General features: G+C 40.6%; 11 protein-coding genes. 5 read left to right on the top strand and 6 right to left on the bottom strand.

Going from position 1 to position 12,266, the window contains the following annotated elements; translation table 11 throughout:
* Positions 1 to 120: 120 nt before the first annotated feature.
* The 3 genes from KTV93_RS09785 (at position 121) to KTV93_RS09780 (ending at position 2,485) form a co-directional block, all read left to right on the top strand.
* A complete protein-coding gene (locus KTV93_RS09785) occupies positions 121 to 456 on the top strand; it encodes a HopJ type III effector protein (RefSeq protein ID WP_218248763.1) in 336 nt (111 codons plus the stop codon).
* 54 nt (positions 457 to 510) lie between these two features.
* Entirely contained in the window at positions 511 to 642 is a 132-nt protein-coding gene (locus tag KTV93_RS12505; protein ID WP_256118574.1) for a hypothetical protein, read from the top strand.
* 163 nt (positions 643 to 805) lie between these two features.
* Positions 806 to 2,485: a formate--tetrahydrofolate ligase gene (locus KTV93_RS09780; RefSeq protein ID WP_218248762.1), complete on the top strand. Its 1,680-nt coding sequence runs from the start codon at positions 806 to 808 to the stop codon at positions 2,483 to 2,485.
* A gap of 64 nt (positions 2,486 to 2,549) precedes the next feature.
* Here the strand turns inward: KTV93_RS09780 and KTV93_RS09775 are convergent, their stop codons facing one another.
* From KTV93_RS09775 to mutY, 6 genes are all read right to left on the bottom strand, one after another.
* A complete protein-coding gene (locus KTV93_RS09775) occupies positions 2,550 to 3,533 on the bottom strand; it encodes an NAD(P)H-dependent flavin oxidoreductase (RefSeq protein WP_218248761.1) in 984 nt (327 codons plus the stop codon).
* A 315-nt stretch (positions 3,534 to 3,848) separates the two neighbouring features.
* Positions 3,849 to 5,216, bottom strand: coding sequence for a peptidylprolyl isomerase (locus KTV93_RS09770; protein WP_218248760.1), 1,368 nt, complete (start codon positions 5,214 to 5,216; stop codon positions 3,849 to 3,851).
* A gap of 65 nt (positions 5,217 to 5,281) precedes the next feature.
* Complete coding sequence (locus tag KTV93_RS09765; protein ID WP_218248759.1) at positions 5,282 to 7,111, bottom strand: peptidylprolyl isomerase; 1,830 nt, start codon at positions 7,109 to 7,111, stop codon at positions 5,282 to 5,284.
* Positions 7,112 to 7,171: 60 nt separating this feature from the next.
* Positions 7,172 to 8,092: a PfkB family carbohydrate kinase gene (locus KTV93_RS09760; protein ID WP_218248758.1), complete on the bottom strand. Its 921-nt coding sequence runs from the start codon at positions 8,090 to 8,092 to the stop codon at positions 7,172 to 7,174.
* 39 nt (positions 8,093 to 8,131) lie between these two features.
* Positions 8,132 to 8,686, bottom strand: coding sequence for a gliding motility lipoprotein GldD (gldD, locus tag KTV93_RS09755; RefSeq protein ID WP_218248757.1), 555 nt, complete (start codon positions 8,684 to 8,686; stop codon positions 8,132 to 8,134).
* Between the two features lie 229 nt (positions 8,687 to 8,915).
* The gene (gene mutY, locus KTV93_RS09750; protein ID WP_218248756.1) at positions 8,916 to 9,956 is read right to left on the bottom strand and encodes an A/G-specific adenine glycosylase; all 1,041 of its coding nucleotides are present in this window, start codon (positions 9,954 to 9,956) and stop codon (positions 8,916 to 8,918) included.
* 47 nt (positions 9,957 to 10,003) lie between these two features.
* Here mutY and KTV93_RS09745 point away from each other — a divergent pair, with 47 nt between their 5' ends.
* Complete coding sequence (locus tag KTV93_RS09745) at positions 10,004 to 10,294, top strand: HU family DNA-binding protein (RefSeq protein ID WP_088467852.1); 291 nt, start codon at positions 10,004 to 10,006, stop codon at positions 10,292 to 10,294.
* A 402-nt stretch (positions 10,295 to 10,696) separates the two neighbouring features.
* Positions 10,697 to 12,256, top strand: a complete 1,560-nt coding sequence (locus KTV93_RS09740) for an Rne/Rng family ribonuclease (RefSeq protein WP_218248755.1) — start codon at positions 10,697 to 10,699, stop codon at positions 12,254 to 12,256.
* Positions 12,257 to 12,266: the final 10 nt, after the last annotated feature.

The following is a 12,266-nucleotide window of genomic DNA, read 5'->3' as shown; positions in this document are numbered from 1 at the left end:
AAGCAACCAAATATAAGCAAGTTCCGGTAATATTACAGCAACAGACTACCGAAATTCTTGCGAACATCTTTTGGGAATTCGCTAAATAATTTGGATCTTTCAAACTTTAAAAAAATTACCATGCTCCTAACCCAACTCAAAACCTCGCCGGAAACCATCAACTTTAAAGATGTGATTGCCTATATTGATGAACATTACGCTTTCGTACCGACGAAATTCAGGAACGGAAAAACGGTGAATGAAGCTGGGGAAAATAACGGCTCGTGCAAGGTTTTCAGTTTTGCAAAACTCAAGGGTCTTAACGAAGAGGAAACGCTGGCACTGTTCGGGGATTTCTACAGAACGGACGTGCTTGAAAATCCTGAGGGCAGCGACCACCAGAACATCCGCAACTTCGTGCAATTTGGATGGGACGGAATTGCTTTCGAGAGCGAGGCGCTGGCGGAGAAGAAGTAAACCCAGCGCATGTTTGGCTTAATTCTTGAAACCTGATCCGTAAAAATAAATATTATGAATGCAACACTTTTAAGAAGACTCCTGATGTGGGTCGCGCCATTAGCAATAGGTTACGTCGTAAAAAAATACGAAGAGAAACAGGCCAGAAAAAAACAGGCAAAAGCAATGACAAGCGGTACCGCTTAGAAACCAACAATCCAACTTACAAAAATGAAGTTGGATTTTTTTTTGTCTTTATTTCCGGAAACGGATGAGTGAAAAAAAAACCTGAAAACTGACGAATCGCATTAGGGAAAATTGAGCAGAAGAGATTCTTATGATTAATTTTGAATACCTAAATTAAGTAAAAATGAATTTCCCCACTGACTTAGAAATCGCTACCTCGGCGCCCATTCAGCACATCAAACATATCGCTGAGAAAATAGGCATCGACCATGATGATCTTGAATACTACGGAAAATACAAAGCGAAAATCCCTTTATCGTACATCGACGAAGAGAAAATTAAGAAAGCGAAACTTATTTTAGTCACTGCCATCAACCCCACTCCGGCGGGCGAAGGAAAAACGACTGTTTCGGTAGGCCTGTGCGACGGCCTGAATAAAATCGGGAAGAAAACCATCGCAGTGTTGCGCGAACCCAGTTTGGGGCCGGTTTTCGGGATTAAAGGCGGAGCTGCGGGCGGCGGATATGCGCAGGTGATCCCGATGGTGGATATTAATTTACATTTCACAGGAGATTTCGCGGCGATCGAGAAAGCCAACAACCTGCTCTCTGCACTTATCGACAACAATTTACAGAACAAGAAATACAGTCTGAACATCGACCCGAGAACCATCACCTGGAAACGCGTTATGGATATGAACGACCGAAGTCTGAGACAGATTGTGATCGGTTTGGGCGGAGCCAACAACGGCATTGCGCGGGAAGAAGGTTTCAACATTACGCCCGCTTCTGAAGTGATGGCGATCCTGTGTCTTTCGAAGGATTTCGAGGATTTGAGAGAAAGACTGGGTAATATTTTCGTGGGTTATACTTTCGATAAAAAACCTATTTATGCCAGAGATTTAAAAGCAGAAGGCGCGATGGCGATTCTGCTGAGAGATGCGATAAAACCGAATTTGGTACAGACTCTGGAAGGCAATCCGGCGATTCTTCATGGCGGCCCGTTTGCGAATATCGCGCAGGGAACCAATACGATTATTGCGACCAAAACCGGACTTTCGCTGGCGGACTTTGTGGTAACGGAAGCAGGTTTTGGGGCGGATCTGGGCGCGGAGAAATTCTTCCACATCAAATGTCATTACGGGAAACTGAAGCCTGATGCTTTCGTTCTTGTGGCGACCATCCGCGCACTTCGTTATCATGGCGGCGCAACGAAGAAAGGAGAATTCGACAAACCTAATCTTCAGTTCGTGAAGAACGGCATCGACAATCTTAAAAAGCATATTGAAAATGCCTTTAAATTCGGATTAAGACCGATTGTAGCCATCAACCATTTCGCGAATGATGCCGAGGAGGAAATACAGTTTGTAAAAGATGAATGCGAAAAATTAGGCGTGAAAGCCATTATCGCCGATGAATTTGTACACGGCGGAAACGGAATGACAGAACTGGCGACCGAAGTTGCGCGCTGCGCTTTCGAATGCGGAAACGATTTCCAGCCGCTGTATAAGGTAAGCGAATCGGTTGAGCATAAAATTGAAACCGTTGCGCGCGAAGTGTACGGTGCCGACAACGTTGTGTATTCGCAGAAGGCAAAAAACCAACTGAAAACGATTTATGATTTAGGTCTGGACAAACTGCCGGTCTGTATGGCAAAAACGCAGAAATCCCTGACCGACGATGAAACGAAAATCGGCAGACCAACGAATTTCAAAATCACGGTAAGGGAATTTGAATTTGCGGCGGGGGCTGGATTTATTATTCCGATTCTGGGTGATATGATGAGAATGCCGGGCTTACCGGGAATTCCGGCAGCGGAAGGAATGTCGATCGATAAAAACGGGGTGATAACGGGGTTGAGTTGAGATAAGAGGTAAGAGGTAAGAGATAAGAGATAAGAGGTAAAAGATTATAACTAAGAGGTAATGGTTAAAAGTCTGTGAAACCTGCCTGTTTAAATTCTTTCAGCAAGTTCTGGAAAACAGTTTCGACAGGCAGGATTTCTTCGATCAGGGCAGACACCTGCCCTATTTCGAGTTCGCCTTCTTCAAGATCGCCTTCGAACATGCCGCGTTTTGCGCGCGCGCGGCCCAAAGTTTCTTTCAGTGCTTCGGCATCTCTGCCGGTTTCGTAAAGTCTTTCGAGGTCATAGAAGAATTTGTTCTTCACCAAACGCACCGGAGCAAGCTCCTTTAAAGTGAGTTGGGTATCTCCTTCGTTAAGGGAAATAACTTTATTCTTAAAATTTTCGTGGGAACTTGCCTCTACTGTTGCGGCAAAACGGGAACCGATCTGCACACCATCGGCACCGAGAATCATTGCGGCTTTCATCTGAGAACCGAGGGCAATTCCGCCAGCTGCGATCAAGGGTTTTGAAATATGTTTTTTCACATTCGGGATAAGAACCATGGTTGTGGTTTCGTCTCTTCCGTTGTGACCGCCTGCTTCAAAACCTTCGGCAACGATTGCATCGACACCGGCATCTTCGCACTTCATGGCGAATTTGGTTGAGGAAACGACGTGAGCGACTTTCAGACCTTCTTTCTGGAGGGTTTCGGTGTAGGTTTTGGGATTTCCGGCGGAAGTGAAAACAATCTTCACTCCTTCTTCAAGAACAATCTGAATAATTTCATCGAGATTCGGGTAAAGCAGGGCAATATTTACCCCGAAAGGTTTATCAGTCGCGGCTTTGCATTTGCGGATGTTTTCGCGCAGAATGTCGGGATACATACTTGCGGAACCGATGAGTCCCAAACCGCCAGAATTGGACACCGCAGAGGCCAAGCGCCAGCCGGAATGCCAGATCATCCCTCCCTGAATGATGGGATATTTGATTTGAAATAATTCTGTGATTCTGTTTTGCTCCTCGCGGTACATTTTTTCGGCGATTCCGAAATGGATAAAATTGCTCATGCGTAAAAATAAGGAAGAGCTGTGAAAGATGCAAGTAGTATGTGGGATGTACTTGCTTTGTACTATGTAGAATGTAGAATGTACTATGTACTATGTACGAAGTAAGGGTGAGGAGGTGAGAACTAAGAACTAATAGGTAAGAGGTGTTTTTATTTTTTATTTGAATGGTGGAAACTTATTCCTGTTTGCAGCGGTATTCTTCTGCGTGGTACCAGCCGAGGAAAAGATATAGCGGACAGCGGGCAGAGATTTCGGAGAGGCAAAACTCCGTTGCTCCTGAAATAAAAAACTCTGCAAAAATGCAGAGTTTAAGTTTTATTTACCGTCGGTATTTTTGCGCCAGTCGGTTTTGAAAGTACAGTCTTTGTAACGGTTGTTGATGGAGATAAATACGTTGGGTAGTTTTTCTTTCACCCATTTTTCTACCATTTCGTTTTTCTTTTTGTTGAGCGCCATCTGCTTGATTCTGTCGTAATCTGTCGCGATATCAAGCTGGTGTGCCGCAATTACGTCGTCGATTTTAATGATGGTTACCACTTTTCTGTCCTGAGCGATGGTATCCTGGAAAACGTCGGTAATATCGCCTTTGTTGTGACCTGCAATCTGGTAAGAAATGGTCGGCGGAAGATTGAGTTTTTCCATTTTGTCGGATCCGTCTTCTGAAGTGATGATTCCGGCGTTGAACTTTGTTCTTTTATCATCTGAAAAACGGTAGGCTGCTTCTTTGAAAGTAAGTTTACCTTCTACAATCAAAGTTCTGATACTGTCGAGTTCTTTTTTTGCGGAGGCAATTTCGTCGGCATTAGGTTCTGCCTTAAGAAGGATGTGACGTGCATCGTACATTTTCCCGCTCTTTTTCACGAGCTGGATCAGGTGATAGCCGAATTCGGATTCTACAGGTTCGGAAAGCTCGCCTTCCTGAAGGTTGAGCGCTGCGGCTTCAAAAGGTTTTACCATTTTACCTTTCGCCACATTTTTGTACAAACCTCCGTTGGCAGCAGATCCCGGATCTTCGGAATAAATCCTTGCCTGGCTTTCGAAAGATTCGCCTGCAAGAATATCCTGCTTGATCTTATTGAGGCGCGCAATGATTTCGTCTTTGTGCGCATCTGTAAGTTTCGGATACATTGTAATCTGCGAGAGACTTACCTCGTCCTTCACTTCGGGAAGCTGATATTTGTAAGTATTAAAGAAATCTGTAACCTCGTTTGGAGTTACGTCGGCTTTTTCGGTAATTCTGCCGAATTTCATCTGCCCGTAATAATTATCCGCATCAATTTTTTCAATGGCGTTCTTCATTTCGTATGATGTACGGAACTTGTAAGCAGAAAGCATTGTTTTTTCGTCTGGAAACTGACCAAGAATCTGGTTGTATTTCTGGGCAGCATTTTCTTTAATTGCCGCAGAACGGTTTTCGATCAGGGTATCTCTTTTCGCTTCGTAAATCAAAAGTTTATTGTTGATGATGCTTTCAACAAACTCGCATTTGTCGGCTACCGTGGCGCCCTGCTGCTGTGCATAGTTTGCCTGATCCTCAATATCTGATTCCAAAATAATTTCATCTCCTACGACCACTGCAATACCGTCGACCAAATCTCCGGTCTTGAGCTGTGCATTCATTTTAACCCCGAAAAAGGCAAAAATAAATGAAAAAAGGAGTGCAAATTTTATGTTCTTGTTCATATCCATTTTTTAACGATCTGCAAAATTATCATTCTAAACGAAATAACCTGCATATTTTATTATAATTATTTCTTAAAGTTCTTTTCCAAATCCTTTCTGAATTCGGGCTGAATCACGATTTTGGTTTTGGCTTTCTGCTCTGCGATGATGGCTTTAAGTCTTTCTTCGTTTACTGCATCTTTCAAGAGTTCAGCAGCTTCGGCCTGAGTCATCTGTGTTGGCGGTAAAATTTTATCGATTGCAATCACTAAAGTTCTCTCCTCCATTTTGGTCTGGTGAACTCCGGTTTTGAAGGGAACTTTGTATTTCGTGAAAACATCGGCATCTTCAGACATTTCACCTTTTTCGAAGTTTACGAGAATCTGTTTTTTATCGTTGAGTTTTCCGTAATATTTTGCTTTCAGGGTTTCCCAGTTTTTAGGATTTTTAATGTCTTTCTCGATTTCTTTGGTGAGTTTGTCATCAGCAATGATTGCTACACGGCCATCGGCACGGTTTCCCCACATGTATTTCGATTTGTTTTTGTTATAATGATCGGTAAGCCATTCGGGGTGTTTGTCAACTTCTTCATTAAGAAACTTGGAGAAAATATAATCGGAGTAAAGTCCTCTTTTAAATTCGTTAAGCGATTTCTTAATATCTTTCTGGTTGGTAAAGTCGGCGGAATAAAATCTCATTAAATCCTGGGTATTTACCCCGGAAAGTGCGTCGCTCCATAAAGCCGGAGTGAGTTTCTCGGCTTCAGCTTTTTTGTCTCCGATTAATTTCCTGAGGTCGCCAACCGTAGTTTTGTCTTTTTTATACTGATAAAGAACGGTATCGTCTTTTGCTGCACTAAAGGCCTGATAAGATTTTTTTACATTCTGAAATGCCGGAAATTCTTTATAGGTAGGGTCAGATTTAAGATAAGCCAGCATTTTGTCCTGCAGGTTTTCATTATAAAGGGAACCGTTCATATCACGCAGGAAAAAATCTCTGTTTTTGTCGGTAAGCACATAAGGCTCCACATTATAAATATTAAAAACAAAATAATTCTCCCCGAACAATAAAGGTTCCGGCGAATAATAGCCCGCTTTTTTACCTTTGAAAAGTTCATAAACTTCGTCAGGCAATGTCGGCGAACCCATCACTACTCCACCATTATCCTTTTCATGCTCATTCGCTCCATACAGTTTTGCTACTTCCTGGAAACTTTTGCCAGCTTTCAGATCGGTGTAAATTTTATTTTTAACGGTTTCGGAATTCGCATCTTTAGGAAAAGAAATGGTCCCGAAAATCATGTAACCAAGGCTTGGTCTGGAATTGAGAACTTTGGCAAAAGCAATATATCCGGGTGAATCCTGCAGTTTTGTATAAGAATTATTGGGTAAGGATTTCAGCTGGGTATACAAATCACTGTCAACACTTCCCGGTTTAATGAAGAGCGGTTTCGGGGCTCCTTTCGTGTATTTTGTGATGGCGTCATCCATCGTTATTTTACCTGCTTTCACATCGTTGTAAATCTGCTGGTAATTATTGGTATCGCCTTCGGTCTTTGGAACCATGAAAATCTGCACCTGCTTTTCGGTCTGATTATCTTTTACGTAGTCATTCAATACCGGATCCAGAACCTGCTTCGGGTAAAAATACTGCTCGCGCAAATCGGCTTCTTTTTCCATCATTCTTTCACGGAATGAGGCTGCAGTATCGGCTTTTTTATCGGCTGCAAACTGCTGGAGAAGAATAAAATCCTCAGTTGCACTCAGGGTTTTTTCAATACCGGTATTCTGTAAACCGTACTGGTATTCTTTTTTGAAATCGGCTAATGAAATGCTGTCTTTTCCGATAATCATGTACTGGGCAGACATTGTGCTGCCAAGGCCTGCCAACATAACGAAAGCAAATATTTTCTTCATACTTAAATGTTCTTTTAATTTGAAAATGACATGGGTGTGATTACTGAATGGCTCAGAATTTTAAACTTCAACCTCGAAAGTGGTTAAATCTTTGAAACTCTTGATTCTTGCGATCATTTCGCTCTCGGTAACTTCCTGTAATCTTTCGGTTCCGAATTTTTCTACGGTGAATGACGCCATTGCAGAACCTACAATCAATGCTGACTTCATCGTTTCGAAACTGAAATCTTCCTTTTTAGCAAGATACGCAGCAAAACCACCTGCAAAAGTATCGCCGGCTCCGGTTGGATCGAAAACTTCTTCAAGCGGAAGCGCAGGAATGGCAAATATTTTCCCGTTGTGGAAAAGCAACGCGCCGTGTTCGCCTTTCTTGATGATAACGAACTCAGGTCCCATTTCATGGATTTTTTTGGCAGCTTTTACCAAAGAATATTCTCCGGAAAGCTGTCTCGCCTCTTCATCGTTAATGGTGATTACATCTGTTTTTGCAATCATCAGCATTAAAGTATCCCAAGCAGAATCCATCCAGAAATTCATCGTATCTAAAATCACCAGTTTCGGGCGGTTATGCATTTTTTCCAATACAGAAAGCTGAACACCCGGATGCAGGTTCCCTAATAATAAGATTTCGGAATCCTGCATTGATTCAGGAATTTTCGGGTCGAAATTTTCCAAAACATTTACTTCGGTTACCAAAGTATCTCTGGAATTTAAGTCGTTGTGATATTTGCCGCTCCAGAAAAAAGTTTTGCCTTCTTTAATAATTTCAATTCCTTCAACATTTACACCTCTGGAGGTAAGCATTTCAAGATCGGACTGCGGAAAATCACCACCAATTACCGAAACGATTCCCGATTCAACATTAAGAATCGAAGAAGCAATCCCAATATAGGTTGCCGCACCGCCCAAAATTTTATCTGTTTTTCCGAACGGAGTTTCAATAGCGTCAAAAGCGACAGAACCAACGACTAATAGTTTCATTTATATTTGTTTTTAAGTTTTAATTTAATTGACGGAAAATTATTTCCATTCAAATGTATCGATTAAATGCTGTAAATCTTTCTTGATATAAGCAACAGCCGGCGCCAGAGAATCGGGCTTCGGTCTGGAGTTGAAATAGAGGTTTGCAGTGACGTAATGTCTGGTGGAATCTGTAACAAAAAACTGCAGATTAGAGGCAGTGGGCCCGCTTAGTTCATAGAAATTCCCGAAAACATTCCGTTCGGGATAAGTAAATGATTGGGTATCGATACTGCTTGCTTTAATGGTATGTTCATAAACCATTTTCTCCGACTCTTTCACATGGAGGTTAAAATCATTTTTAACCGGGAAATACGTAAGAAAGACTTTTGCTTTCATTTCCGGGTATTCAATATAATACCAGCAGTTGTTTTTTGCATTTACAATTTTAGCAAAATCTGAGTATTCGAAGCTGAAACCGCAGGGCGAACTGTATTGCTGATATTTTGCCAGCGGATATTCTAACCGAAGTTCACCGGAAGGTTTCGGCTGCGCCTCTTCGGCACACGAAAACAAAACAAATCCTAAAAATGTGAAAATGAGTTTTTTAAACATTGCGCAAAAGTACAAATTTGATTTGAGATTTTAGCGGGCGATTTAGCATCGAAATGATGAAATAACCAAAGATGAACGGGAAGAAATTTTCAAAGAAAAAGGATTTAGGAATCTTCTTTTTATTTTGCATATCAATCATTTAATTCTAAAAGATTCCTAAATCCATTTCAAACATTTACTACTATTGACTGATTTGTAGTTAGAGTCCATAAAACTGATAATGTTAAATTTAAATTTCACTTTCAATCCATTTTAAATAATTTTCCAGCGGTTTCGGGAAAGATTTCTGGTGAGATTCTTCCAAATCTATAGCGGTAAAACCATTTTCCAAAGCGAAATTTATAAATATTTCTTCCGAATTCAGAATCACTTTATAAATCTGCACCGTTAGATTTTTATGCGTGAGTTTGTGCGAAACGGTTTTGTGATGCACAATTTCTTTTTTGAATTCTTCGGGAATTTCCACAGGAAATTCATAAAGTCTTTTCCAGATAAAATCATCGCCTCTTCGTTTAATGAGAAAGCGGCCGTTATACTCCACATAATAATACGTCAGTTCGAGATCTGTAGGTTTTACTTTTTTAGATTTTACAGGAAATTGGTGAATCTTTCCTAAATTGAAAGCTATGCAATCCTTATTTAAAGGACAGTTATCGCATTGTGGGGTTTTGGGCTTGCAGATTTCTGATCCGAGATCCATCATGGCTTCGTTGAAATGCCCGGCTTCGTTTTCAGGCATCATTCTTAAAGCCAGTTCAGAGAAATACGAAAAGGCTTTCGAGTTTGAAATATCGAAATCATCAGCAAAAACCCGCGAAAGTACGCGGTAGAAATTCCCGTCAACGGCTGGAATCTTCGCTCCGAAACAGATACTCGAAACTGCTGCTGCAGTATATTTGCCAACCCCTTTCAAACTTAGGATGTCATCATAATCCTCGGGAAACTTTCCATTAAATTCATGTACAATCTGAAGGGCCGCTTTATGAAGGTTAAGTGCGCGGGAATAATAGCCAAGTCCCTTCCAATACAGTAAAACCTCGTCGTTTTCAGCATTGGCAAGGGTTTGCACATCCGGAAACCGCTCTACAAATCTGTTATAGTGATTTAAACCCTGCTCTATTCTTGTTTGCTGAAAAATGATTTCGCAGATCCAGATCTTATAGGGATCATTCGTATTTCGGAACGGTAAGTCCCTGCCGTGTATTTTGTACCATGCCAACAGCAATTCACCAACGTGAAGAAAATCAGCATTTTGTTTTTTACTTTTCAAAAAATGTTCTTATATTTGCACACCAAAAATATAAATAAATAAAGGAAATGACAAAGGCAGAATTGGTGAGCACCATCTCGAATAAATTGGGAACTGAAAAGAATGAAACTCAGAAAGTTGTAGAGGCGTTCATGCAGGAAATCAGAACTTCAATGTATAATGGCGACAATGTTTATTTAAGAGGTTTCGGATCATTCGTTATTAAAACAAGAGCAGCAAAAACAGGAAGAAACATTTCCAAAAATACGGCAATCGAAATCCCGGCTCACAATATCCCGGCTTTTAAACCATCTAAAACTTTTGTTGAGAAGGTAAAAACCAAAGTAGCAATTAAATAATAAACCAGAGAATATATAAGTTACAAACTAAAAATTTTTAAATTATGCCAAGCGGAAAAAAGAGAAAGAGACACAAGGTTGCAACTCACAAAAGAAAGAAAAGAAGAAGAGCGAACAGACATAAGAAAAAATAAGCTATTCGCGATTTACAATATAACAATATAGTTGGTGTTTTTATATTTATAAAATTTCACCGACTATATTTTTGTTTTGCTCCAAATTTAAAAATAAGGATTAAAGGATTTGGCAATACCAGATTTCAAAGCTGATTATGCCCCATAAAATACCCATTCTTAGCCGGTAAACATTATTTACGTACCAAAACAGTTAAAAATATTAGTGATATTTGCGGAATTTGAGTAAATTTCCTTTATCTAAGATTTTTAATTCCTCTATACAAGAATGAAGAAAGAACTCATTATATCGCATGAAGATGAAAAATCTAAAATTGCCCTTTTGGAAGACGGAAGGCTTTTTGAACTTCATGAACAGGAAGATAAAAGCGACTTCGTAGTTGGTGATTTATTTATCGGTAAAGTAAAAAAACTCGCACCCAACCTTAATGCTGCTTTCGTGAGCATCGGGTACGAAAAAGATGCTTTTTTGCATTATCAGGATTTAGGACCACAGTTCCTGACCTACAAAAAATTCCTGAAAGACACTGTTGCCAAAAAGCAGCAGAATTCTTCCCTTAAAAACTTCGAAATTCAGCCAGAAATTAATAAAAACGGCCTCATCGACAAGGTTCTGGCAAAAGACGACAGCGTTATTCTACAGATTACCAAAGAGCCCATTTCTACAAAAGGCCCAAGAATTTCGACCCAAATCTCCTTAACAGGACGATTTCTCGTTTTAATACCTTTCGACAAAAGCGTATCCATCTCCAAAAAAATAGGCAGCGCCGAAGAAAGAGAGCGTTTACGTACTTTAATTGAAAGTATTAAACCCGAAGGTTTCGGTGTAATCATCAGAACAGTTGCAGAAGGCAAAAAAGTTGCAGAACTGCACAACGACATGAATCAGTTGGTCCAGAAATGGGAAACTACCTTCAAGAATCTTCAGAAAAATAAAGTTCCGAGCCGCGTTTTAAGTGAAGAAGACAAAGCTTCATCAATTCTCCGCGATAATTTCAATGCAGATTTTGTTTCTATTATTTGTGATGACGAGCAGATGGTTGATGACATGAAAGCCTACATCGAAGTCATTGCGCCGGAACGCAAAAACATCGTTCAGTTCTACGATAAACCCATTCCATTGATGGAATATTACAATGTTGAAAAGCAACTGAAACAGAGTTTCGGCAAGCATGTAAACATTCCTAGTTCCAAAGGTGCCTATTTGGTGATTGAACATACGGAAGCCCTTCACGTAGTTGATGTGAATTCCGGAAACAACATTTCATCCGGCAATTCAGCAAGTAAAGAACACGCACTGACTGTGAATAAGATGGCAGCAACTGAAATTGCCCGCCAGCTAAGACTTCGCGACATGGGCGGAATCATCGTGATTGATTTCATTGACATGATTAATGCAGATCACCGCCGTGATTTATACGAACATCTGAAATCGGAAATGAGCCGCGACAAAGCCCGTCACAAAATTTTACCACCAAGTAAATTCGGATTAATACAGCTTACACGGCAGAGAACCCGCCCGGAAAACATCATCGAAACCAAAGAAGAAAACCCTAATGCCGACGGCGAAATTCTTGCTCCAATCGTTGTTGTTGAACGTATGGAGGAAGTGATAAGAGGTTTGATTCAAAAAGAAAAAGGCAAAATTTTCCTTCACGTACATCCTTTTGTTGAAGCTTACCTCACAAAAGGCATCGTTAGCATCCAGACCAAATGGTATCTGAAATACAAAAAATGGGTCACAATCATACCCCGTGATTCATTTAAATATCTGGAATATAAACTTATCAATTCCAAGAAAGAAGAACTCATGAGCTATTCTAATTAAAAACCAAAAC

Source organism: Kaistella faecalis, from assembly GCF_019195395.1.
In the GTDB taxonomy this organism is placed as follows: domain Bacteria; phylum Bacteroidota; class Bacteroidia; order Flavobacteriales; family Weeksellaceae; genus Kaistella; species Kaistella faecalis.
The sequence above is the reverse complement of the archived record's forward strand: the minus strand, read 5'-3'. Positions and strand labels throughout refer to the sequence as shown.